The organism is Ammoniphilus resinae (assembly GCF_017873965.1).
In the GTDB taxonomy this organism is placed as follows: Bacteria; Bacillota; Bacilli; order Aneurinibacillales; family RAOX-1; genus Ammoniphilus_A; species Ammoniphilus_A resinae.
In genome coordinates, this window is sequence record NZ_JAGGKT010000001.1 from 216949 (window position 1) to 239965 (window position 23017).

The window sequence follows — 23017 nt, forward strand, 5'->3', positions numbered from 1 at the left end:
TAATGTATGAGTAATCAAGAAGCGCAGTTCCCTATTTTCAGAAGACAAGATGGTTTTCGCCTAGTCTTCCAAAAGTCTATTTCGGCAAGCTTTAAGATCCTACATCTCCAGGGAAGAGAGGTAGAGAGTAAAGAAGGAACTATTGAGATATTGGATATGAGTTTAACGGGGGCTAAAGTCACTACTTCTCTTCAAATACCTGTAAATAAAACGATAATCCAATTAGAATGCACAATCCATCATCAAAAATTAAGAATTGCCGGTGAATTGAAGTGGGTTAGGGAAAGTTACAAAGGGTATATCTATGGAATGGCATTTGATCCGAAAAGTTACTCGGAACGGACACTTCACACGGAATTAAAAAACTATGTAAAACAATATACATAAGAAATTATTGGTTACGGAGGAAAACATGAGTATTTTTACAAAAAAGAGAAAGTCTTGGAATGAATATATGGAATTTTCCCGTTTAACGGATATATCTCAAGTTGGTGAACGGGCAAAAGAAAGATTGATGTTTTTGGGTATCAATCAGGATACGTTAAATCATGTTAAGGATGCCGCCCATATTTTACTCCCGTATAAAGCTAAGATTATTAATCAATTTTATGGGAATCTTCAATCTGTGGACCACCTTAAAAATATTATCCTTCAACATTCCAGCATTGATCGATTGCGACAAACAATGGAAAGGTACTTGGATCAACTTCTTCATGCAGAGGTCAATCAGGAATATATCACGACGAGAATTATCATCGGACAAGTTCATAGCCGAATTCACTTGACTGCAGAGCATTTTATTTCAGCCCATCATTTGTTAATTCAGTTCATGACATCGATCTTGATGGAAAAGTTAAACCATAAACCTCATCAAATGATGCAGTCTGTTCTTGCGATACAGAAACTTGCTTCGTATGACCAACAACTTATTGTAGAAGTGTATATGGAAGAAACCTTTAAGTCGTTTTTGTTTGGTGTATCTGATCTGCTCAACCATACAACGCAGTTGGACACAACCAAGCAATTAATTGTTTCGATGGACAAGCAGATGGAGGAAAGCCATAGTGTTACAGCGGCAACGGAGGAGATGAGTGCGTCCATTCAGGAGGTTGCCAGCCATGCTATACGGGTAGCAGAAGGAACCGATCAAGCAGTGCAATCAGCAGACCAAAGCAAGGTAGTGATTGACAGTGCATTGGATGATATCGGGCAAGTAGGGGATGTTTATTACCAGGTCATGAGTCAAGTAAATCACCTTGACCAAGAAATTGAACATACTCAGGAGGTAGTAAAGATTATACGAGGAATTGCGGAACAAACGAATTTACTTGCTTTAAATGCGAGTATTGAAGCAGCCCGTGCTGGAGAGCATGGAAGGGGTTTTTCAGTTGTTGCGGCAGAGGTTCGCAAGTTAGCCGAACATACAAAGGAACAAATCAGCCAAATTACATCGAATATGGATTCCTTGCGGAAAGTATCTACTCAGGTCATCCAGCAGATTAAACAAACTGGCGATCTCGTTGAACAAAGTGTAACAGGGGCACAACATGCAGGGGAAGCGTTAACCCATATCGTTTCTACCATGAGGGAGATTAGTGAAACCACTTCTCAAATTGCTGCAATGTCTGAAGAACAGTCTGCTGCTGTCATGGATATTGCTGAGCGCAATGCCATTATCCATGACCATAGTACTACAGCCCAAGTAATTGCAAAAGAAACTGCAAGGATTATCTATGATTTAAGTAGCAAAATGGATGAATATCGAAATTCCTTCTTTAGGATCAACGTAAAACTTAATGCTAAAGATTTAATTCGGGTTGCCAAAACAGACCATCTTCTATGGAAATGGAAGATTTATAATATGATGTTAGGAATACAGACTGCTGATTCCACTCAGGTCATGTCCCACGAGGCTTGTAGACTCGGGAAATGGTATTACAGCGACTTACCGTCTGGTATCAAAAACAGTTCTACATATAAGGAATTAGAGCAGCCACATAAAGAGGTACACCAATTTGCTGAAAAGGCGGTGGAATGTTATGGGAAGGGGAATATGCTAAGTGCTGGACAAGCTCTGGAGAAATTAGAACAGGCATCTGACAAGGTGATTAAGCTGTTGTCGAAGCTAGACGGAGATCTATCTATAAGATGAAACGAATATAAATTTTGTCAGGATATAGGACTATATTTTGTTACTGCCTAAAGATGATTTTCACGGTATAAGATACGCTACAAAAATCCAATGGATATGTAAAAAAAGAATGATTATATAAAAACAAGTTGTAATCAGTAGCCCAATATACAAAAAGATAGAGCGGATCATTTTATGAATAAACAATAATAAGACTGGTAAACCAAGTTTAACGATAAAAAAGATAGAAATACCCAATTCAAAATAAATGAAATTCATAATTGGATTTATTTCTTTAATCTGATCAGTTAGTAACCCCCAGTTTGTTATAAGGGTATCCAATACACAAAGAAATAGAAGAGAAAAACAGATGGTTTTAATAGGAGGGGTAACGGTCATATATAATGTTCCTGCCCTAATTTTTTAAAAATTATATCATCATCCGTTAATAACATCAACAAAATTACCCTAAAATGGTTAAAATTGGTTGGTTATCTAATGGGTTTCTGGAGAAAGAGAGATACAATTCTTAAAGAAAATAGGCTAAAATGTTTGTGTATGGTATCTATGACAAAAAACGACAAATTTTTCGGGGCTGTCTGGGGGAAGTGAGCGAATGAAAAGGTTCAGAAAGGGTATACATAATTTCTTAGCGTTAGTCTTGCTGTTTGGGATGATTCTTTTATCAAATCAATCACCTATTTTGGCAAATGGCAACACAACGAATAATGATATATCCATGGATTGTAGTCAGTGCATTGTAAAAGTGGGAGAGGAGAAAAGTATTTCGGCAACGATTACCCCGGCAAATGATACATCTCTGAAATGGAGAGTCTCTGATTCTAGCATTGTGAAGTTGGTTAATAGAAAGGGAGGGACCATTAAGGTTATCGGATTAAAAGAGGGGACAGCAGGGATCACGGCTTATCATGGGAATGGCAGCAATATTGGAAATGGAAATAAATCCGTTACTTGCACTATTACGGTAGCTTCTGGGCGAAATCCGCAGCCAACAGAACCACCTGTAACACCTCCCAAAAATGATGCAGAACTAGCAGCTGAAATGAAGGCGAAATCAAACGAAATTAAATTGGGTGAGAATGGTATAATTAATATTACCCTTAAGCCAAAAGGAACTGTCGAAAATAACAAAAGAAAACCTAGCGATGTTGTATTTGTTATTGACCAATCAAGTTCTTTGAGCGAAACCGAAAATGAGCAGGTTAAAACTGCAGTTCTGGAGGCTGTTAAAAACCTAGGCAAGGGGGATCGTCTGGGATTTATTACATTTAATGAAAATGTAATAAGAACTATGGATCTAAATGAGGATTTTGCTAAATTCGTACTCCCCTCTGCCCAACTTGAAGAAAGTGCAAATTATACAGATGCTTTAGAAAAGGCTAAATCGATGCTTAACAGTGATTCTAACCGAAATCAATATATTGTTTTTCTATCAGGAGGAAAACCTGTTAAAACGGTAAAGCAGGAGTATGTTAAAAAGGGTTCTGGAACGGAGAATAACGGTTTTACAGAGGAAGAAAAGGATATTCATTATCTACTTGATGGGTACAAAGGGGAAAAGTTCTTTTTTGAAAATAACAAGAAAATCAACTTTGTAAATATAAGCTATGATGATGTGTTTTCCAATATAAAATATCAGTTGAAAGATCAAGCAGCCGAGTTAAACAAACAAAATATAAAGATATATGCAGTTGGATTTGGGACAGATAATGATACAAATAATCTTTTGAGCGTTCTAGCCAGCAATACAGGTGGAAAGTCTGTTCAAGCAACAACCGGGACAAATTTAACAGCCCAGCTTCGCTCGATTACCAGCGAGATGGCCTCCTATGCGAAGTTTACAGACATCAAGTTTAAACTAAAAGTTAAAAATTCACCTAGCCTTGGTGTGTTGGATAAAAACATTAAAATTACAGAGACTCCTGACCTGACAATAAGCGGTGACTATGCCGTTTTACAACTTGGGGATATCGATGATTCTTCCCGTGAATACATCTATGATCTGCCGATCCAATTTACCAAAGAAGGCCGCTATACTTTTGAAGACGCCGTATTGGAATATAAAGATTCAATGGGAACAGCTAAAACTTATGTTTTACCTAAGGATAACCCCGTTACCATCAATGTTCGGGGAGTAAGCGAACCGAACATTACCGGTACAATGAGTTTTCCACAAAAGGTTGATAACCTCATTATTTCAGAAGACCAGGAATTTGCTGGAATGGATAAGTTTACTATTAACTACAAGTTAGAACCATCTATCACAAATACAGGCGACTTAACGAATGTTAAGTTGGTCCAGAAACTTCCGGATGGAATCACTGTAATGCCAGGTGATGGCATCCTGGTATCTGCTGATGGGACCGTGGTCACTGTGAATTTTGCGCCGGGGCAGTTACAGGCGGAGCTGCAAGCGAAGGCGAATTGGGCCCTAAATACCCAATTAGAGAATCCAACGGTTTCCTACGAATTAAAAAATGGCCCGGAAAAAAAGATAACGATTCAAGCCCCGCTTGATTTTGTGCAAGCGAAGGTTATACTGCTCGATTTAATCGGAAATGATGAATACATATATCAGGGGGATGAATGGGGCCGGATTAGTAAGATAAAGCAATCAGACGGTTCCGAAGTGGCTTCGGCGTCCCTAACATCAGATCCCATCAAAAAATTAACCTATCTAGAAGACTTGGATGAAATCAATACGAATGTTATCCGGGTTGAATCAAGAAATGTGAAGAACCAAACGGATTATGTAGATTATTTGCCATTGGTCCCAAGTATTGAATTTAAAACTGTTGAAAGTGGCCATGTGGTTGATGATGATGTGAAGGTTTCCAAGGAAGATATCCTGGCTACTATCGATGAGCAAATATATGAACCGGAATCCTTCGATTCAAAGAACAAAGTTGTATATCAATACCGTATAACTAGGGATGGTGTTGATGGTGAGTGGATTTCCTTAGCCAAATGGTCAGATGAAATCCCAAAATTAACCGGTGACAACACTCGTCCCATTCACTACAAATTAGAGGTTCGTGGACAAGGCGGATTTGCCAATGGGAAGGCAGTAGTCAGAGAAATCACCATTGATAAAACGATCCCTAATCGTCCACCTACTGCCGGTGAGATTCCTTCTCAGACCTTGTTTGTCGGTGGAGAAAGAAAGACGGTTGAAATTAGTGAAATATTCGATGACCCAGATGGGGATCAACTGAGCGTAACAGCAAGGATTCTGGGTGATTCCAGTGCAAATCAAATCGTCAAGGTGGAGATGGTTAATAATCAACCTGTTCTTACACCGGGAACAATGCCTGGAGAGCTAGAAATCGAACTGACTGCAAATGATGGCAGAGGAGGGAAGGTATCGACAACCTTTACTGTCACGGTCATTAAGGCTGAAGTTGCACCGGAATTTAAACTAAGTTTTAAAAAATTTGTCGGTCCATTTGCTGTTGTCACCGTACAGAGTGTCCCTGGAACGGTTAAGGAAAATACAGAATGGTATTTGCAAAACCCAGTTGATGGCTCTTGGAAATTGTTCTATACGGGTGTGATGCCATCAAACATGATGGATATTGCTGTAGTGATGTTAAAAGATGATGAGGGCAACCCTGTTACTACAAAGGTTCAGGTGCAGGCGAAGACAGGAACTATTGAATCCATAAAAGAAATCACTGTCCAACCCGATCACAGTAGCCCGGCAGATTCTTTTAGAAAGGAATATGTCACCTTTACTTTAACCTCTACTACACTGTCTGCAACATCAGGCAATAGAGCGGCAAAGGTTATCATCAAATATAAAATCAACCAGAAGTCATCATCTAGTGAGCAGGATCAAAACTCAGCGGTTGCTGTTCGTGTAAAAGATGCTTACTATACCATAACAGATAAAGAAAAAAACCTACTGGTGATGAAAGGCACTTTACCCAGTGTGAAAGAGGCGTATGTTGATTCTACACCTGTGATAAAGTTTTTAAAATCACCAAGCGGTAAAACTCAAACCTATGATGTGAATGCCGCTATTGAGGTTGAGGTCATGAGTTTAACAGACAAGACCATGGTAGAATCATTTTGGATTCCTACAGAAAAGCCTCTGGCTGTTGTAGTCAAAGCGAATGAAAAATTGAAGTGACAAAAAAGAAGCTTTCCCAAATGGTTTAGACCCATCGGGAAAGCTTCTTTCATTCTGTTAAATTTAAGCCCTTAAGATAAGGAGTGTATTCAATATCATAGGTATCAAGATAAACATCGGTGTCAGAAGAAGGAAGTCCTGGTGTTTCTTTCTCAAAGATTCCACGATTAAATTCAATAGTTAATCGGGATATAAGGCTATCCTCCTCCCGTTTTGTATTCAATTCAATCATGGGAATATCAGTATTTCCGTTGGCTGTACCTGTAGCAAAACCACCGTTAATCCAGTTAAAGGAATCGATAGAGTATACCTTTAATGATTTTTCCGAATACAAAAAGGCGGATAACGGTCTAAAATCTGTAGGTAAATCCTCAGGATTGAGATCGGGAAAGCGGTTGGAAATCGTGATCGTTCCTGAAGAAACAATGATTAAATTTTGATCGGGGAGATTGCTTATTTCACGAATCGTCACATCTCCGTCGACGTAAATTGTTCCGTTGACATGGATATCACCAACAATATCCAGATTTCCTTTAATAAAAATGGTGCCTGTAAAGGTAAAGGGAGCGTTATCGCGATCAGGATCACATTTTTCAGGGCTTTCCGCAAAGGAACTTTTACACCCCATTTCTACCGCGGCTTTATCTTCACTAAAAAAGGGATTGCTCGGACTTGGACCGATAAATAGCCGTTGGAATCTTGGGGTTGCCAGTTGATTTCCGGTAAGTCTGGTAGTTAGGGTTAGTCCGCTGGCCAGCTGCATACCCATCGTGTGATCCCGCTGCACATGGATAACAACGTCATTGCCTTGGATACCTGATACGTCTACCCTGGAGAATTCCTTGCTTTCAGAGGATGTATAATCTTCTTCTGTCCACGGCGGGTTATTTTCTTTGAGAACAATGGGTTGATTCACATGGTCGTCTACAATGAGAGGGACGTTTCTATATAAGCTCGGTGTTGCCGCGTATTGACTAAACTTTTCTTCTACCAATGTAGAAACGTCCCCTATGGAGGAATCAGAAGGATCCACTCGTTCAAAGAGCGGGGGATCATATTCAGGGATATAAGGTTTGTTTACAGTCGAATCTAAATTGTCTATCCCTCTCGGCATAAATACTCTGTTTGCTCTTAAAGAATCCCGTCTAATCTCTTCAGGGTTGTGCTCCCTTGGCAGCATATCTGGTTCAATGTAAGGGTTAAAATTTTCTGCCAAGGTCACCTTATATAGATTGGCAAGATCCCCATTAAGCCGTATTTTTCCTTTAATAAAAGATTGGGTACTAAGCGAACCACCACTATCGGGTCCTGTATACCATCTGTCTTGATCAGCCGAATCATCATAGATGCTGTATCGGTATCCATCGCTTGTTAATAAACGTTGTCCGACCGTTACATCACCGATGATATTGCTGCCGCCAAATAGACGCAATTCACCCGGCGTGCTAACTGCGTAATGAAACGGCGCAGCAATGTTGTTAATATAAACGGTTGCTTCCAACTTAACCTTTTTGGAGGCAGTATCATTGTTTGCCGCTGTTGCTGGGATTCCAATCACCCATACTTTTAATTTACGGATATAGGGATGGGAATATCCACTGGTTTCAACTTGATAAGGAATAGGCATTTGTTTTTCGGCACCAGACAGGGTGTACGTTTCCTTCATCTCTTGGAAGCTAATGGCAAAGCTTCTTTTATGATCAGGGAGAAACGTTCGCAGGAATGGCCCGTTTCCGACTTCTGATAAAGCAGCAATATTATCAATGAGGTCTATTATTGCATCGTTGTCTCCGGGATCGTGCATGGCTGCCAGTACGTCATTTTCATGCATGTTTAGTTTCTTCTTTAAGTATTCCTGGAAATAGACAAATCCAATATCAGCCAACATTTTCCCTTCTACTTCCTCGTTTGAGAAAGTACGGATTTTTGCATGGTTCAACGTTGAGCTCATGATGGATAGTCCAAGGATAGAAAAAATAGTAATCATGAGTAGGACAGTTACAAGTGCGATTCCACTTTCTCTTTTGTTGGTCATCATTCTAATTATCCTCTTTGCAAGTTATTCACTGCGATTTCTATTTTTGTTATTTTAATATATTCAAAGGGCGGAGAATCTTCTTCTAATGCAGTTACCACTTCATCCCATCCGGTAAAACCTGAATGTTGTCCATCCATCTCAAGAAAGTAAGAGCTTTTGGGGACGACAACCAGAAAAACAAGAAGTTTTTTGTTATCATCAGACAACTTGAATAGCCCATCAATAAGGTAAAGCTGATGGTTAAAATTAAAATCAGGGATTTGAAAGGTTTGTTTTACGATCTCTGATCGAGGCACTTTCCTATCAAGTGTCTCATCATATTCGTAGGTTACATGTGTTTTATAGGTTGTTAAACTTGCTTTTAACTCTTGGGCTTCACTTTCCGAAATAGAACTGCCTAATTTAGGACTTTGAAAAATGGTGAGCAAATCATCTTTTCTTTTATCCGTAGTTTCTAAACCTGTGTCGCTAATTTCGAAGAAACTAGCTCCTTCAACTTTTGTCATGATATCTGCAATCGTAAAATCTAATTCATTTCTAAGATTAGATTGTTTAAGTGTTTTTTGGTAGCGATCAACACCGGACAAATAATAGGTTGACAAGGGCAAAACAACGAGAAGAAAAATCGTTACACTAAGCAAAAGTTCTAGTACGGTAACTCCTCGCTGATCTAAACGTAATGGATCGATTCGCATAATTTTTACCCTTTCGTTTCGTGACCGATGGCAGTCGTTAGTGTTGCTAATGGTTGCTTCGTCACCGTAGAATAAATGGCTACTTCGATGATAATAATCGGGCTTAAATCCATCGTTTCATCTGGATCACGATTTAACGATTGGATTGTAATATGCGGTTCGTATGTTCTATCATTCATCTTTTCTGAAGGTAAAACAAGGGTGTACCCCACCAGTTTTTGCAAATCATTATATCCAAGTTGGGTCTTATCAGCTAAACCAATCGTAGCTAAATCAGAATCAACCGGTTTAAGAATAGAAGCAGATGGGGATGAGAGATCTCCTTCTTCACTTTTCCATTGTTCTGCAATCTGCTTAGCGATGTTCATGGCAATTAATTCACTGTCTTGTCTTTTGGATAGAGAAAAGCTATTTATAAAATAGGTACTAAATAACATCAGGACGACTGAAAATAGAACAATGGAAACTAATACCTCTATTAAGGTAAACCCCTTTTGATTTAAACTTTGATTCAAAACGCACTCACCTTCTTCTATTCCATTCTTGTTAGACGATGCAACTTTATATTACAATAACCTTACGTTCTTTGTAACAATATGATGAAATTTGTCGAAATTAACCAATCAGTTTTATCTGAAAGTGGTGAGATAAATGGAACAGGTTCGTGCTTATGCCAAACCTTATGTTGTTGTCTTTTTGATCTTAATTTTGTCCGTTTCGCTTTTGGTAGGTTTTTCCCATTCATCCGTGTTTGGGATTAAATCATTTGTGGGCGAATTTCAATTTGCATCGGGGGCAACCATTGGCGCTATTTCGGTAGAGGGTCTAAATCGAAGGGAAGCAACGGTGAAGGTGGAAAAGGCTGTGGAAAATTGGCTAGGTGAACCCTCAATCCAGCTTAGCTGGAATGGAAAGGATTCTTCTATTTATCCATCCGTCTTTCAATTTGATATTCCAACAAGTATAGAACAGGCATCTTCTACAGGATCCTCTCCGCTAAAGTTAACCATTCTGCATGAAGCCCTCGAAAACAACATGTCCCAATTATTGGACAAGGATATCATGCAACATGTGGATTATCTGTCCTTAGAAAAGGCGATGGAGGATTTGGCTGTAACGTTGCCAGTGCAAAAGAGTTTACTTAATTTAAGCGATTATCTTGAGAAGGAATCCTCTCCATCGGTTGTCATTGGGAAAAATACCGTTTCTAATCAAGCGAAACAACCGGTTGATTTGCAAATATTTGCTAAGTTAAATAACTATACAATCGAACCGGGTGAGTCTGTCTCTTTATTAACTTTAATGGGGAAAAATCAGTTTTCCGAAGCTGAACACAATTCTCTTAATTTGGCAGCGGCAGGAATCTATCAATTGTTGTTACATACCAATTTAGAGATGATTGAACGCCATATAGGTCGAACAAAACCGGCCTATACAGACTTAGGATTTGAGGCAAGTATTATTCCAAACCATTGGGACTTGGTCTTTAAGAATCCAAATCCGGGACCCTATACGTTAAGAACGGTCTATCAAAATGATCAACTTACAGTTTCTCTTGAAGGGGCCAAGCTTTCTGCTCGTTATCAACCCTTTTTGTTAGCCAAAAAAGGATTGGAACCGAAAACAATCGTTCACTTTAATTCAAATCTGTCTGTGGGTGAGAAGGTTACAGTGGAAAAGGGAGAATTGGGTTATCATGTAGAAGTCTATCGGCAAAAGTGGGAGGATGGAAAATTAGTAGGGAAAGAATGGATCTCTGAAGATTATTATCCCCCAATACACCGGGTTGAAGAATGGGGACCTGCTTCTTTACCAGCTTCTGAATCGATTGTTAACCCGAGCCCTTCTTCCGATCAGCAAGAAGAAGAAGCCACCCCACAGCAAGTAAACGACGATTTGCAGAAGGATGCTTCAAAGGAAAGTGGCTGGATTATGATCAAATAAGTGGAAAGGATCTACAACGCCTTACCGAAGGAGTTCAACTATGAAACAGGCACGTAAACGTTTGGGAGATTTATTGGTGGAAGCGGGGCTTATTACAGAAGGGCAGTTGGATCAAGCGTTACGTCAAAAAAGCGATAGCCAAAGATTAGGGGATGCCCTACTTCAACAAGGCTTTATAACGGAACAACAGCTTATTGAGGTACTGGAGTTTCAGTTGGGGATTCCACATGTAAGCTTATACCGCTATCCCATTGATACAACATTAATGACCATAATTCCAAAGGATATAGTCAAGCGTAATCAATTGATTCCCTTAAAGAAAGAAGGAGATCGATTGTTTGTGGCGATGGCAGATCCTATGGACTATTATGCGATCGATGATTTGCGGATGGCCACCGGGTTTCAAATTGAACCTGTAATCGCGACAAAGGACGATATATTAAGGGCGATCAATAAGTATTATCAATTCGATGAGTCAATGGATGCGTTTCTTGAGGAGATTCCTAAAAATCAAGCGCCTGAAGAAAACCGTATCGTTGATGAAGACTCTCCAGTTGTTCGACTTGTTAATCAGATTATTTTGAATGCGGTTCAGCTGAAGGCCAGTGATATTCATTTTGATCCGCAAGAAACCAAAGTATCAATCCGCTATAGGGTCGATGGAGTTTTGCGGACGGAACGTACATTACCGAAACATATGCAAAATGTACTGACAGCCCGAATTAAAATAATGGCCAATTTAAACATTACCGAAAACCGTCTGCCTCAGGATGGACGAATTAAAATCAATTTTGACTATCATGCGGTCGATATCCGGGTTTCTACTTTACCCACCATTTATGGTGAAAAGATTGTCATGCGGGTGTTAGATTTAAGCAGCAGTATAAACGATATCGATAAGCTTGGCTTTAACAAAAATAATCATCAGCGGTTTTTAGAATTAATCGAAAGACCCAATGGAATTATCTTAATTACAGGACCAACGGGTTCAGGGAAAACATCCACCCTTTATGCAGCGTTAAATCGGCTCAATACGGAAGAAGTAAATATTATTACAATAGAAGATCCGGTCGAATATCAAGTTGAGGGGATCAGTCAAATCCAAGTTAACCCCCAAGTGGGTTTGACGTTTGCTGCAGGGTTACGATCAATCCTTCGTCAGGATCCGGATATTGTCATGATCGGGGAAATTAGGGATAAAGAGACGGCAGAAATCGCCATTCGCGCTGCTCTGACCGGACATTTGGTATTAAGCACACTTCATACGAATGAGGCGATTGGTACCATCACTCGTCTTATTGATATGGGAGTAGAGCCATTTTTAGTTGCTGCCTCCTTAACCGGTGTACTTTCCCAACGATTGGTGCGCCGGGTTTGTCGAGATTGTCAAGAACTTCAGGAGGCGACAGAAAGGGAACGAATGATTTTTACCAAGCATGGACTAAAAATCGAACAAGTCGTTCGTGGTAAAGGTTGCGGGAATTGCAATATGACGGGATATAAAGGAAGAATCGCGATCCATGAGATGTTGGCGATGGATGAAACCATTCGGAAGATGATTATGAATAATCACGCAATCTCCACCATTCGTGAATATGCGGTCAAGGAAGGAACAATTTTCCTACAAAAAGATGGGCTGTTAAAGGTAAAGCAGGGTTTAACTACAACGGAAGAAGTGCTAAGGGTTGCCATTCAAGAATAGGAGGCAGGGAGGCCTGTGGAAATTGTTGAATTATTACAAGCTGCGTTGGACCAAAAGGCATCTGATTTGCATATAACAGTAGGCGTTCCGCCAGTGCTTCGTGTCCATGGAGAATTGAAGCAGTACAGTCGGGGAGCTCTTACCCCGCAAGATACGGAAGCGATGGCAAAAGAACTTATACCAGCTGATCGTTGGGAGATGTTTCAACAAAAAGGTGAACTGGATTTTTCCTATGGTCTTGCAGGAGGAGCTAGGTTCCGGATTAATGCTTATTTCCAACGTTCTTCTGTCAGTATGGCCATTCGAACGATTCCAACTACCATTCCTACTCTGGAAGAACTGCGGATGCCAGAAGTCCTGAAGAAAATAGCGGCAAAGCCCCAGGGGCTTGTGTTGGTGACGGGACCTACTGGAAGCGGAAAATCTACTACACTAGCTGCCTTGATCGATTATATTAATCAACAGATGCGCAAACATATTATTACGTTGGAAGACCCGATTGAATATCTCCACCGGCATAGTAACAGTATTATTGATCAACGAGAGGTTGGGTTTGATACACAAAACTTTGCTAACGGGTTACGCGCCGCTTTGCGGCAAGATCCTGACGTTATTTTAGTTGGAGAGATGCGCGATTTAGAGACCGTTTCTACGGCCATTACTGCTGCTGAAACGGGTCACTTGGTTTTTGCTACATTGCATACTAGCGATGCCCCGTCAACTATTGACCGGATTATTGATGTTTTTCCCGCAGCCCAACAGCCACAGATTAGGTTTCAACTGGCTTCGGTATTGGTCGCTGTTTTATCACAACGGCTTTTTCAAACGATTGATCGGCAAGGAAGACGGGTGGCAACCGAGGTATTAATTAATAATTCAGCAGTGGCAAACCTCATTCGTAATGAGAAGATACATCAGATTCCGAGCATCATGCAAACAGGTAGGGCTTTTGGCATGCATACGCTTGATATGTCGATCAAAGAGCTGTTAGATAAGAAAATTATCACTAGGGAAGCGGCAGAACCTTTTCTAATGGAAAGGGGTTAACACTTAATGGCTGTATTTCGTTTTGAAGGGCGTGACAGGACAGGTCGTGTGCGAAAAGGGAATCAGAATGGGGCCTCACGACGCGAGGTGATTTTAAAATTAAGGGAAAAGGGGATTGCTGTCAATCAAATCTGGGAACTGGAGGATAATCTTCTTTATAAAGAAATTACCATTGGAAATCCTGTCAAGTTTCAAGAATTGGTTATTTTTATACGGCAATTTTCCACATTGCTTGAAGCTGGTGTAACGGTGGTCGACGCTACAAGAGTATTGGCTAATCAAACGGAAAATAAAACGTTTAGAAGAGTTTTGGAAACGATTGAAGAGGACTTGCGTAGCGGGAAACTGTTATCAGAGGCAACGGCAAAACACCCGAAGGTCTTTCCCACAATGTTTATTAATATGGTGGAAGCTGGTGAAATCGGCGGGAATCTTGATGATACTTTGGAACGTCTTGCGGTCTATTTTGAAAGGCAACATCGAACCAGACAAAAAGTTGTTTCCGCTTTAGCTTATCCGATTACCGTAGGAATTGTTGCGATATGTGTCGTGGCGTTTTTATTAACGAGTGTTGTCCCTACCTTCGCGAATATGTTTCAGGGGTTTGGAGCCGAGCTGCCTGCCATAACGAAGTTTGTTCTTGGTGCCAGTGAATGGATGCAAGGAAATTGGTGGATCTTTATTTTGCTTGGGATCTCGCTATATGTTGGCTTTTTTCTAGTGAAGAAAAATAAAAACTCTAAATATTATTTGGATTATTTTACTTTAAAGTTGCCGATCTTTGGCAAATTAGTGCAAAAGGCTATCTTGGCCAGAATGGCAAGGACGTTGAGCAGCCTCTTTTCAAGTTCGGTACCGATCTTACAGGCCATCACTATTGTAGAAAAGGTTGTCGGAAATGAAGTGCTTGGCCAAGTTTTAACTGTTTCCCGCAGTTCATTGGAGAAAGGGGAGTCCTTAACAGAACCGATGAAAGGGCATTGGATCTTCCCTCCTTTAGTAACGCAAATGATAACGATTGGTGAACAGACAGGGACGCTTGATTTGATGCTTGCCAAAGTAGCGGATTTTTATGAAGCAGAGGTTGAAGCTGCCACCGATCGGATCAAGTCATTAATCGAGCCGTTTATGATTATCATCCTTGCTGGCGTTGTAGGGACCATCGTAACTTCTATTCTTGTGCCGATGTTTGAGATTTTTAACCACGTAGGTCAATAGTTTGATATAATCATTTACATTCAAAAATAATTTTAATAGGGATACGAAGAAATACGACTTTAAGATGGGCGCCTGAGTCGTATGGAGTATATGGCGCAACCGGCCCTACCCGCTTGAAAGGAGGTTATACTTCCAAGATTTTGGGAAGGGTTTTTTAACATAAATTCCAGTAAAAAGTTCAAAAAGTGTCCCTAAAATCTTGATTTGGATCATAGGCAATCAGAAAATCATATGCCATAATACAGATATAATAGAGATATTAAAGGAGAGAAATCTATGTTCAAACGTTTATGGAAAGATGAGAAAGGCTTGACATTAATCGAGCTTTTAGCGGTTGTCGTCATCTTGGGAATCATCGCGGCAATTGCGGTTCCGAGCATTGGGGGATTAATAGATAATACGAAGAAAGATGCACATGTGGCGAATGCCCAGCAGATGATTAATTCGGCTAAGATCTGGGTGACGGGGAATGCGGAAAATGATGACTTTGATAGTGATAATGAAGCAACACTAACACTTCAACAGTTATACGATAAAAATTTAATAGATCCAATGAAGGATCCTGATAGTGGTATTGTTGCTGAATTTAAAGATAACGATTGGGATGATTCAAATACTTATGATGTAGGTGATAGCAAGGTAGTAATAAAAAAAGACGGTGTTAGATTTTCATATTCGGTTCTTCTGAAGGGTAGTGCTAAAAAAGTAGCTGAAGACGGTGACACACCAGTTGCTGAAAATGCATTAAAACGTGAGATCGTTAAGGCAGTAACTCCACCAACAGACAACACTGATGAAAATAATGAAGGCTAATAAAGAAATCAACAACCCTCTTTGAGGGTTGTTCCATTTTACAACTATCTATACGGGTGAAGCTTAGTATATCTTTCTATTCTAAATAAATCCAAACAGGTGATTCCTATGCCACTATCCATTTTCCTTCGACATAAAAAAAGAATAAGCCTAATCATCAAAGACCATGTGATTCGTTGTATGGATATCAAAAACCGGGATCAGCAAGCGGTTCGCTTATGTGGTGAACGCTACCTGCCAGATGGCGTCATCCGTGAGGGGAAAATAGTGGATATAGAAACCTTTGAAATTATTCTTGAACAATGTGTTCAGGAATGGGGAATCCAAAAATGCGAAGTCCTATTTCTTGTCCCAGATCCTGTCGTTGTTGTAAGAAAGCTTTCAATTCCAGAAGATGTGCCTAATTCCGAAGTGAAAGGATACTTTTATATGGAAATTGGGGCAAGCATCCATCTTCCTTTTGATAATCCAGTCTTTGATTATGAAATTCTTGGGATCGAAAACAATAAAAAAGAAGTCTTATTTTATGCTGCTCCAGAGAACATTGTTTTGGAGTATGTCCATTTGTTAGAAAAAGTGAAGCTCAAACCGATTGCCGCGGATATTTCTTCTTTGGCCATTTATCGGCTTTATGATCAATTGGGACTATCACGGGCGGAGGATCATCTTTTGTGTATCCAATTCGATGTCCATACGGTGAACATCGGGATTTTCAAAGAGTGTAAGCTAGTCTTTATGCGTCATATCAAGATGAACATTGACTGGGCAGCGTGGAAGCGTAAAAGAGACGAAAGAGGGGTTGAAACCCTTTCATGGTCAGGTGATCCTGACTATTTGCGGGAGGAAATTCGAAATATGGTTGGGGAAATCGAGCGGGTGATGAACTTTTACCATTATTCTTTCAATCAGGGAAATGAACAGGTTACCCGACTATTGATTACAGGAGACTTTCCTAATTTGAAGAAGATTGAAGAAAGCCTTAAGGCATCTTTAGATATTCCGATAGATTCGTTAGATGTAGGCCTTGTTACAGCAAAGGGAGATCCAGTTTTACCTCAATATTATTTATCTTTAGGTCTTGGTTTAAAAGAGGTGCGATGATGCTAGTTAATATTAACCTCTTGCCGCAACGAGAAAAAAAGAGTCTCTCTCCCTATATTTTATTGGCAATCGGTCTCCTCATTTTGATCATTGGGGGATGCTGGCTTTATTTTCAGGGCCAATCACTTAAGTTAGAACTATCAACGGCAGAAGAACAATTAACGATGATAAAAAAACTACGAGAAGTCGAGGAGCAGAAAGCTAGTCTAAGTGTATCCACTTCTTCCGCCAACCAATTGCAAGGGATTGTGAGTTGGGTTGAAGAGCAGCCAGTTTCAACGGTCATTGTTTTGCATAAACTTACCGCGGCGCTTCCTAAATATGGGGCTTTCCAAAATTACCAATATGCAGGGGATAGTTCTGTAACACTTTCTGTCCAATTTGATACCCTGTTTGAGGTTTCAGCCTACTTGCATGAATTAGAAGAAGACCCCATTATAAATGAAGTGAAACTAAAAAATGTAAAGACGGTTTCCGTCAACACACCAGGTTCGGAAGAACGTGCTTTAACCGGGGATGACCAGGAACAGTTTATGCCTCGATATATGGCTCTTTTTCAAATGAAGCTAGACAAGGAATCAATCAAGGCGGAAAAGGAGGAGAGGGAATAATGCTTAAGGATTTCTCTTTTAAACAGGTTGCCGCAATCGTCCTCTCTCTCCTTTTACCGACTCTCCTTATTTTTGCGGGATATTATTTTTGGCATCAACCGTTAAAAGGAAAGATTGAGCAGATCCGCGAGGAAACCAAAAATGAGGAAAGACTGATTTCAGTTATTCAGCAAAAAAAAGATCAGGCAGAAAAAATCTATACAGAAAACACTACTAATCTTCAAGAAAAGGTTCCGGTTGCTTCGCAAGTTGACCAATTTTTACTTGATCTGCATAAGGCAGAAGAGCTCTCTGACAGTTTGATTCTTTCCTATGGAATTAGTGAGCAGGATGAAACGATAAAAGAGGATCCAAAACCGAAGAAGCTAGAAATAGAAAATCCATTTGATGAAACTAAAGAATCTGAGTCCGCGTCCCAGGGAAATCAATCCACCCCTCTCCCTCAAGGAATGAAGAGGTTGACGGTTAATTTGTCGGTCATTTCATCTAATTACACGCAACTGGAACAATTTTTGACCGAAATTGAGAAATTGCAGCGAATCACCAATATTGATTCTTTATCCTTTACAGGCAATCCGGAAGTTATGATGCCAACGGTTCAAAAACCAGAAATTCATTATAAGGTACAGGTATCTACATTTTATGCACCGTTATTAAAAGATTTGGTAAAGGATTTGCCATTTATCCCATATACCGAGCCTGCGAACAGAAAGAATCCACTTTCTTGGAACGAGGTATCTAATGAGCCTTAGTTGCAACCCTAATTAAAAGAGGATTTCGGTGAAAGGGTAATATGATGGTGGAGAGAGGCGACCGTTTGGTCATCTCTTTACCTCTTACATAATTTTTCTAAGGAGGCCTCCATGGAAATTATCCAATCTATTTTCATTATTATCTTTTCCCTAATCTTATCCTCTTTCCTCAATGTTGTTGCTATCCGCATTCCTAAAGGTGAATCGATTGTGTTTCCTGCATCCCATTGTGTGCATTGCAAGCATCCGTTAAAGCCACATGATCTTGTTCCGGTTTTTAGTTATCTACTGTTAAAAGGGAGATGTCGATACTGTCAAACGAAGATTTCTCCGGTTTATCTGCTGGGAGAAGTGTTCACAACCTGTGTGTTTGTATTTGCTTTTTATCAAATCGGGTGGAATCAAGAATTATGGATTGCTATTCCGTTGATGGCCTTATTAACTACAATCACAATTAGTGATCTTCTCTATAAGATCATTCCTAATAAGGTGAATCTATTTTTCTTTGTTTTATTTGCTTTGATTCACGTCATTTATCGGCCACTCCCGTTTACTGACTACCTTATCGGGGTAATCGCAGGAGGCGGGCTGCTATTGTTGATTGCAATCATCAGCCGTGGTGGAATGGGGGGAGGGGATATAAAGCTGATGGCTGTTGTTGGTTTGGCTATCGGATGGAAGTTAACGTTGCTTTCCTTTTTCCTGGCTTCTCTTATCGGAGGAATCATTGGAGTCTTACTTTTAGCAATAAAGGTAGTCAAGCGTAAAGAACCAATTCCATTTGGTCCATTTTTGGCACTCGGGATTTGGCTTTCTTATTTCTATGGAAATGAATTAATTTCAGCCTATATCAAATTTGCTCTCCAATAAAAAGTGAATGTTCCATACCTACAGGCGACTTTATATGCCCATATCGAGAAATAAAGGGAAGGAGTAGGCTACCCTACTTTTCCCCCTCCCATTCAGCATAAAATTGCGTCAGAAACCCGACCATAAATTGATGTCGCTCCGCAGCCAGTTCCTTCGCATAATCGGTATTCATCAAATCCTTTAGTTTTAATAGCTTTTCATAGAAATGATTGATCGCTGTACTTTTCCCCATTCGATATTCTTCAGCAGTCATATTTTCACGGGGAGCAAGGGTAGGATCATGACTAAGCTGACCTTTTGCCCCGGAATAAGCAAAGGTCCGAGCAATCCCCACAGCCCCTAAGGCGTCAAGTCGGTCCGCATCTTGAACAACTTTTCCTTCCAGGGTCCTCATGGCCGAGCGATTTCCACCCTTAAAAGACATCGCCCCGATAATTTCAATCACATGTTCCATGTCATCCACTGTCACGCCATGGTGCAAAAGCCATTGTTTAATTTTTGCGATTCCAGCGGCTTCGTTTCCGGTGCCGATCAATTTTTCATCAGCAAGGTCGTGAAGAAGGGCAGCAAGCGCACAGATAAATTCATTTGCCCCTTCCATCTGAGCGATCTTTTCGGCACTTTTCGTCACGCGATAGATATGCCACCAGTCATGACCGCTGCTATCCGTTGCTAATTCTTCTTTTGCAAAGTTTTCAGCTGCTTCAATAATTGCTCTTTTATCCAATGGAGTCCCTCCTACAACCAATATTTTAAAAAGGGGAAGAGCAATGGAGCTGCGATTGTTGTAATTACCCCTGCCAGAGCAATGGAGATACTGCTGATAGCTCCGGTAAACTCCCCTTCTTCCCGCGCCCTGACGATGCCGATCGCGTGGAAGGACACGCCCATGGCAAGTCCACGTGAAATCGGATCTTCAATATGAAACCACGTAAGCAAACTTCTTGCCATCAGCATACCCAAAATTCCCGTGGCAACAACCATCCCTGTTGTCAAAACAGGGTCGCCGCCAATTACATGGGCGACTTCGATCGCTATGGGTGTTGTAACGGATTTTGGCGTGACGGCTAACACCAGTTCTTTCGGAAGACCCAAGATTAGGGCACATAAAAAGTTCCCGATAAAAGCAACAATGGATCCCACGGTAATCCCAAAGAGGATGGTTGAGGCATATTGCTTTAATAGCTGAAACTGTCTAGCCATCGGGACAGCAAGAGCTATGGTGGCCGGACCAATAAAATAACTGATTAAACCCGCGCCAATTTGGTACTTCTCAAACGAAATGTCCTGCGCCATAAGAAAGAAGGGGATAGAAAGCATGCTAAGTACCATCGGATTTGTCCAGACGGACTTTGTCTTTAAATGGATTAAAGAGTAAAGACCGTATACGAAAAGGGTGAGAAACGCCCCTAAAAAGATTTGTGTGCTAAATATGATCGGCATATGCTGAAACCTCGCTGTTCTCCTCTTTGTTTTTTCTCTGTTGCCAATATCTTGCGGAATAACCTGTGGCTGCGGCGACCATAAAGGAACTGAGAGTGAGCACAAGGAATAGTGGGACTCCCGAACTCTTAATTGTGTTCCAATAGTTCATCATCGCCACCCCAAACGGTACAAATAGGATTGGCATGTACTTTAAGAGAAAGTCTGCACCATCAGAAATCCATGATATAGGAATGATTCCAGCAACCAGAAGGAAAAATAAAATGACCATTCCTAAAACATTAGGTGGGAATGGGATTTCCAGGAAGCCAACAAACCAACGAATCCCCTCATAAAAAAGACTGATAGCAATAATTTGAAAGATGATTTTGAGCCACTTTTTTGTTTTCATATAAACGATTCCCCAGCTTTAAAAGATAAAAATAATTATGAATAGAAACCAGGAAACAGTCAATAGGGTTGAAATCAAGGAGGGAAGTGAATATAATACATCTGTTTGTTTAACTTTATTCAGTGGGGGGGACAAACTCCCACTGAATAAAGTTAAAGCCTCCGGCGGATGCCACAGATTTTCAATGGTAGTTTTTCGAGCCAGCTCGAAAAAATCTGGGCGCAAATACGCCGAGGCGTATTTGATTTATGTTCGTAAAAAGAAAGTTGGAGGATAAAATGAATCGCTTTTTTCGCTTGAAAGAAAACAACACCACTGTAAAAACCGAATTATTGGCAGGGGTTACGACGTTTTTAACGATGGTTTATATCGCTGTGGTAAACCCAGCCATTCTTTCATCTGCAGGGGTGCCTTTTGAACAAGTCTTTATGGCGACTATTATTTCGGCTGTTGTGGGAACACTTTATATGGCGATCTTCGCCAATTATCCCATTGCAATTGCACCGGGTATGGGAATGAACGCTTACTTTGCAAGTGTTGTAGCATCCCATAATCTTTCTTATCAGGTTGTTTTTGGCACAGTTTTTCTAGCTGGGATTTTATTTGTTTTGCTTAGCCTGACAAGACTTCGTGAACTAATTATTGAAGTTATCCCTAATTCACTGAAATATGGGATCACCTCTGGAATCGGGCTATTCATTGCATTTATTGGATTGAAATCATCCGGAATTGTCATCGCAAATCCCGCTACCATGGTTTCCTTTGGCGATTTGCATCAACCCATTACACTGCTCACGCTTGCCGGGTTGTTTATGACACTGATTTTAATGGCGAGAAAAGTGGAGGGCGCCCTCTTTATTGGGATGTTACTGACCGCATTAATCGGATATTTTACAGGCTTCTTAAAATTTGAAGGGATTGTTTCCGCCCCACCCGTTCCTGAACTGTTTATTATGGACATCTCTGGGGTTTTCTCACACGGACTATACACAGTGGTGTTCGCTTTTTTACTAGTCACACTTTTTGATACCACCGGAACAATGATTGGTGTAGCTGAACAAGCCCATTTATTAAAGGATGGAAAACTCCCTCGAGCCAATTCAGCCTTAATGGCCGATGCGGTTGCGACAACGGTTGGATCAACACTGGGGACAAGCCCAACAAGCGCTTATATTGAGTCGACGACAGGGGTTGCCGCAGGGGGGAGAACTGGGCTTACCTCAGTGGTAGTAGCTGGGCTATTTTTTCTTTCCATCTTTTTTTCACCAGCCATTGCAGCCATCTCTAATTTGCCAGCGATCACATCACCTGTGTTGATTATTGTTGGCTGTTTTATGATGGAGGGACTTGCACGGATTGATTGGAAAGTTTTCGATGATGCCTTTCCTGCTTTTATGATTATGTTAAGTATGCCGCTCACGTCAAGTATTGCGACAGGAATTTCGGTTGGATTTATCACTTATCCATTGATGAAGCTGGTGAGTGGTAAAGGTCGGTCGGTTCATCCTATTCTTTATATTTTCGGCTTTATCTTTTTGATGCAAATGATCTTTTTCCCGGCACATTAATATGGGGGCAACCCATCTCGTTTTGTGGTAACATGGGAGCTAAAAGGGGGGTCAGACTCCCGGTACGTAAGGATAGGGGGTGTAAAGGTTGTTCAAGATATTTCTTATTTTAGGAAGCATCAATGGTTTTTTGGCCGTTGGATTAGGAGCATTCGGAGCTCACGGTTTAAAAGGGAAACTTCCTGCTGATTTGTTGGAGGTTTATCAAACGGGGGTTCAATACCATATGTACCATGCGATTGCCCTGGTTTTTACAGCCCTGTTGGCTGACAGGTTTTCGTCTTCGTCGCTGGTTCATACCTCTGGTTGGGCATTTCTAATCGGGATTATTCTGTTTTCGGGGAGTTTGTACGCTTTAAGTCTCTCAGGGATTCGGGTATTAGGGGCGATCACTCCGATCGGTGGAGTGGCTTTTCTGGTGGGATGGATTTTATTGGCCGTTGCGGCGATGAAAAGCTTGTAATGGTTCTTGGGTGACTTAGGTGGATGAAGACCCAATCTCATTTAAAAATGAAGAGAAAAGGTCTTCATTAGTGTTAC

General features: G+C 40.6%; 21 protein-coding genes and 1 riboswitch. Of the genes, 14 read left to right on the forward strand and 7 right to left on the reverse strand.

Going from position 1 to position 23017, the window contains the following annotated elements:
• Positions 1-6 precede the first annotated feature (6 nt).
• The gene (locus J2Z37_RS00995) at positions 7-387 is read left to right on the forward strand and encodes a PilZ domain-containing protein (protein ID WP_209808028.1); all 381 of its coding nucleotides are present in this window, start codon (positions 7-9) and stop codon (positions 385-387) included.
• 25 nt (positions 388-412) lie between these two features.
• On the forward strand, positions 413-2152 hold the full coding sequence (locus tag J2Z37_RS01000) for a methyl-accepting chemotaxis protein (protein WP_209808030.1): 1740 nt from the start codon (positions 413-415) through the stop codon (positions 2150-2152).
• A gap of 60 nt (positions 2153-2212) precedes the next feature.
• Here the strand turns inward: J2Z37_RS01000 and J2Z37_RS26080 are convergent, their stop codons facing one another.
• Positions 2213-2530, reverse strand: coding sequence for a DUF5658 family protein (locus tag J2Z37_RS26080; protein WP_425340298.1), 318 nt, complete (start codon positions 2528-2530; stop codon positions 2213-2215).
• A gap of 217 nt (positions 2531-2747) precedes the next feature.
• Here J2Z37_RS26080 and J2Z37_RS01005 point away from each other — a divergent pair, with 217 nt between their 5' ends.
• A complete protein-coding gene (locus tag J2Z37_RS01005) occupies positions 2748-6284 on the forward strand; it encodes a vWA domain-containing protein (RefSeq protein ID WP_209808033.1) in 3537 nt (1178 codons plus the stop codon).
• 49 nt (positions 6285-6333) lie between these two features.
• Here the strand turns inward: J2Z37_RS01005 and J2Z37_RS01010 are convergent, their stop codons facing one another.
• Genes J2Z37_RS01010 through J2Z37_RS01020 form a run of 3 tightly spaced genes read right to left on the reverse strand, consistent with a single transcriptional unit; the run spans position 6334 to position 9532 of the window.
• Positions 6334-8322, reverse strand: a complete 1989-nt coding sequence (locus tag J2Z37_RS01010) for a hypothetical protein (protein WP_209808035.1) — start codon at positions 8320-8322, stop codon at positions 6334-6336.
• Between the two features lie 5 nt (positions 8323-8327).
• Positions 8328-9017 (reverse strand): PilW family protein, encoded by a 690-nt coding sequence (locus J2Z37_RS01015; protein WP_209808037.1) that lies wholly within the window; start codon positions 9015-9017, stop codon positions 8328-8330.
• Between the two features lie 5 nt (positions 9018-9022).
• Positions 9023-9532 carry a type IV pilus modification PilV family protein gene (locus J2Z37_RS01020; RefSeq protein WP_209808039.1) on the reverse strand — a complete coding sequence of 170 codons (510 nt, stop codon included), beginning with the start codon at positions 9530-9532 and terminating at the stop codon, positions 9023-9025.
• Between the two features lie 136 nt (positions 9533-9668).
• On the opposite strand from J2Z37_RS01020, the gene J2Z37_RS01025 reads away from it, so the two are divergent.
• From J2Z37_RS01025 to J2Z37_RS01065, 9 genes are all read left to right on the forward strand, one after another.
• Positions 9669-10961 (forward strand): VanW family protein, encoded by a 1293-nt coding sequence (locus tag J2Z37_RS01025; protein WP_209808041.1) that lies wholly within the window; start codon positions 9669-9671, stop codon positions 10959-10961.
• A gap of 40 nt (positions 10962-11001) precedes the next feature.
• Positions 11002-12663, forward strand: a complete 1662-nt coding sequence (locus J2Z37_RS01030) for a GspE/PulE family protein (RefSeq protein WP_209808047.1) — start codon at positions 11002-11004, stop codon at positions 12661-12663.
• Positions 12664-12678: 15 nt separating this feature from the next.
• The gene (locus tag J2Z37_RS01035) at positions 12679-13710 is read left to right on the forward strand and encodes a type IV pilus twitching motility protein PilT (RefSeq protein ID WP_209808048.1); all 1032 of its coding nucleotides are present in this window, start codon (positions 12679-12681) and stop codon (positions 13708-13710) included.
• A gap of 6 nt (positions 13711-13716) precedes the next feature.
• A complete protein-coding gene (locus J2Z37_RS01040; RefSeq protein WP_209808051.1) occupies positions 13717-14928 on the forward strand; it encodes a type II secretion system F family protein in 1212 nt (403 codons plus the stop codon).
• 30 nt (positions 14929-14958) lie between these two features.
• Positions 14959-15042, forward strand: a riboswitch (cyclic di-GMP riboswitch).
• A gap of 162 nt (positions 15043-15204) precedes the next feature.
• Positions 15205-15741, forward strand: coding sequence for a type IV pilin protein (locus J2Z37_RS01045; protein WP_209808052.1), 537 nt, complete (start codon positions 15205-15207; stop codon positions 15739-15741).
• Between the two features lie 108 nt (positions 15742-15849).
• Positions 15850-16842 carry a type IV pilus biogenesis protein PilM gene (gene pilM, locus J2Z37_RS01050; RefSeq protein ID WP_209808054.1) on the forward strand — a complete coding sequence of 331 codons (993 nt, stop codon included), beginning with the start codon at positions 15850-15852 and terminating at the stop codon, positions 16840-16842.
• Complete coding sequence (locus tag J2Z37_RS01055; RefSeq protein WP_209808055.1) at positions 16842-17453, forward strand: hypothetical protein; 612 nt, start codon at positions 16842-16844, stop codon at positions 17451-17453. Before pilM ends, J2Z37_RS01055 begins: the two co-directional genes overlap by 1 nt.
• Positions 17453-18205 (forward strand): type 4a pilus biogenesis protein PilO, encoded by a 753-nt coding sequence (pilO, locus tag J2Z37_RS01060; protein ID WP_209808057.1) that lies wholly within the window; start codon positions 17453-17455, stop codon positions 18203-18205. Before J2Z37_RS01055 ends, pilO begins: the two co-directional genes overlap by 1 nt.
• A 111-nt stretch (positions 18206-18316) precedes the next feature.
• Positions 18317-19075 (forward strand): prepilin peptidase, encoded by a 759-nt coding sequence (locus J2Z37_RS01065; protein WP_209808066.1) that lies wholly within the window; start codon positions 18317-18319, stop codon positions 19073-19075.
• Positions 19076-19148: 73 nt separating this feature from the next.
• On the opposite strand, the gene J2Z37_RS01070 is transcribed toward J2Z37_RS01065, so the two are convergent.
• From J2Z37_RS01070 to J2Z37_RS01080, 3 genes are read right to left on the reverse strand one after another with little or no spacing between them, the layout of a single operon-like run.
• Positions 19149-19802 (reverse strand): HD domain-containing protein, encoded by a 654-nt coding sequence (locus J2Z37_RS01070; RefSeq protein WP_209808067.1) that lies wholly within the window; start codon positions 19800-19802, stop codon positions 19149-19151.
• A gap of 11 nt (positions 19803-19813) precedes the next feature.
• Positions 19814-20518 (reverse strand): LrgB family protein, encoded by a 705-nt coding sequence (locus J2Z37_RS01075; protein WP_209808069.1) that lies wholly within the window; start codon positions 20516-20518, stop codon positions 19814-19816.
• Positions 20502-20909, reverse strand: a complete 408-nt coding sequence (locus J2Z37_RS01080; RefSeq protein WP_209808071.1) for a CidA/LrgA family protein — start codon at positions 20907-20909, stop codon at positions 20502-20504. Before J2Z37_RS01080 ends, J2Z37_RS01075 begins: the two co-directional genes overlap by 17 nt.
• Before the next feature lie 278 nt (positions 20910-21187).
• On the opposite strand from J2Z37_RS01080, the gene J2Z37_RS01085 reads away from it, so the two are divergent.
• Entirely contained in the window at positions 21188-22477 is a 1290-nt protein-coding gene (locus J2Z37_RS01085; RefSeq protein WP_209808073.1) for an NCS2 family permease, read from the forward strand.
• Between the two features lie 88 nt (positions 22478-22565).
• Positions 22566-22940, forward strand: a complete 375-nt coding sequence (locus J2Z37_RS01090; protein ID WP_209808075.1) for a DUF423 domain-containing protein — start codon at positions 22566-22568, stop codon at positions 22938-22940.
• The last annotated feature ends 77 nt before the right edge of the window (positions 22941-23017 follow it).

Bases quoted from the DNA above. Each gene is read 5' to 3' on its own strand.
- J2Z37_RS00995 (WP_209808028.1), top strand. From the start codon at position 7: ATGAGTAATCAAGAAGCGCAGTTCCCTATTTTCAGAAGACAAGATGGT.
- J2Z37_RS01000 (WP_209808030.1), top strand. From the start codon at position 413: ATGAGTATTTTTACAAAAAAGAGAAAGTCTTGGAATGAATATATGGAA.
- J2Z37_RS26080 (WP_425340298.1), bottom strand. From the start codon at position 2,530: ATGACCGTTACCCCTCCTATTAAAACCATCTGTTTTTCTCTTCTATTT.
- J2Z37_RS01005 (WP_209808033.1), top strand. From the start codon at position 2,748: ATGAAAAGGTTCAGAAAGGGTATACATAATTTCTTAGCGTTAGTCTTG.
- J2Z37_RS01010 (WP_209808035.1), bottom strand. From the start codon at position 8,322: ATGATGACCAACAAAAGAGAAAGTGGAATCGCACTTGTAACTGTCCTA.
- J2Z37_RS01015 (WP_209808037.1), bottom strand. From the start codon at position 9,017: ATGCGAATCGATCCATTACGTTTAGATCAGCGAGGAGTTACCGTACTA.
- J2Z37_RS01025 (WP_209808041.1), top strand. From the start codon at position 9,669: ATGGAACAGGTTCGTGCTTATGCCAAACCTTATGTTGTTGTCTTTTTG.
- J2Z37_RS01030 (WP_209808047.1), top strand. From the start codon at position 11,002: ATGAAACAGGCACGTAAACGTTTGGGAGATTTATTGGTGGAAGCGGGG.
- J2Z37_RS01040 (WP_209808051.1), top strand. From the start codon at position 13,717: ATGGCTGTATTTCGTTTTGAAGGGCGTGACAGGACAGGTCGTGTGCGA.
- J2Z37_RS01045 (WP_209808052.1), top strand. From the start codon at position 15,205: ATGTTCAAACGTTTATGGAAAGATGAGAAAGGCTTGACATTAATCGAG.
- pilM (WP_209808054.1), top strand. From the start codon at position 15,850: ATGCCACTATCCATTTTCCTTCGACATAAAAAAAGAATAAGCCTAATC.
- J2Z37_RS01055 (WP_209808055.1), top strand. From the start codon at position 16,842: ATGCTAGTTAATATTAACCTCTTGCCGCAACGAGAAAAAAAGAGTCTC.
- pilO (WP_209808057.1), top strand. From the start codon at position 17,453: ATGCTTAAGGATTTCTCTTTTAAACAGGTTGCCGCAATCGTCCTCTCT.
- J2Z37_RS01065 (WP_209808066.1), top strand. From the start codon at position 18,317: ATGGAAATTATCCAATCTATTTTCATTATTATCTTTTCCCTAATCTTA.
- J2Z37_RS01075 (WP_209808069.1), bottom strand. From the start codon at position 20,518: ATGCCGATCATATTTAGCACACAAATCTTTTTAGGGGCGTTTCTCACC.
- J2Z37_RS01080 (WP_209808071.1), bottom strand. From the start codon at position 20,909: ATGAAAACAAAAAAGTGGCTCAAAATCATCTTTCAAATTATTGCTATC.
- J2Z37_RS01085 (WP_209808073.1), top strand. From the start codon at position 21,188: ATGAATCGCTTTTTTCGCTTGAAAGAAAACAACACCACTGTAAAAACC.